1 pseudogene is annotated in these 752 nt (G+C 45.1%); it reads right to left on the bottom strand.

Features of this window, described 5'->3' with window-relative positions:
- Positions 1–752: pseudogene (locus TW85_RS26290) on the bottom strand (hypothetical protein); the annotation flags it as partial.

Below are 752 nucleotides of genomic sequence, written 5' to 3' on the forward strand. Positions count from 1 at the left end.
GCGTTTTTATATAAATTTTCACGCCATGTCTCTTCGGCTTCTTGAGACCATGTTTGCCCAGTAACGTAACAAATCCGCTTGTATAGCCCCTCGGCAATCGCATCATCAAGCGTTATTCGATGAATGCTGTAGTCTTTTTTGCCTTCACGGGCTTCTTGAATGTATTCATTAAACAAGTTATCAACGCCGTTATGAGTGCTGATAAGACGGACTTTATTACCCCACATCGTTAAAGCAAGCGCCGCTTTTAAAAGCTCTTCAAGGGATTCATGAAAGGCCGCTTCATCAATCACCACGTCACCTTGTAACCCACGCAAGTTACTGGGCCTTGAACTGAGCGCTTGAATCTTAAGCCCCGAGTTAGGGAAGCGGATCATATACGTCAGAATTTCTTCTTGCTTATTGCTATCCCAGAAGGTTTGTTCGTATACATCAGCATCGGCTAACTGGTTAAAGGCACGGGCAAACAGCGCACATGCGGCAATGTATTCAAGCGCCATTTCACGTTTAGAGCCAACATAAAAAGTATTACAACCACCGCGACTTCGCGGTTTAGCCGCTTTAATTGCGTTACGGCCAGCTTCTGCCCACGTTAACCCAGTACGACGGCTTTTTTCAGCAAACATAATTTGGCTTTCATCTTCAAACCAACGCTGCTGATAAGGTAAAAATACGGGTTCTGATTCGGGCTGGGAGGCTGAAATATCTTGCGGCACATCAACCCCATAGAGTTCCATCTCTTCTTTAAGGTT

This window comes from Marinomonas sp. S3726 (assembly GCF_000967665.1).
Taxonomy (GTDB): Bacteria; Pseudomonadota; Gammaproteobacteria; order Pseudomonadales; family Marinomonadaceae; genus Marinomonas.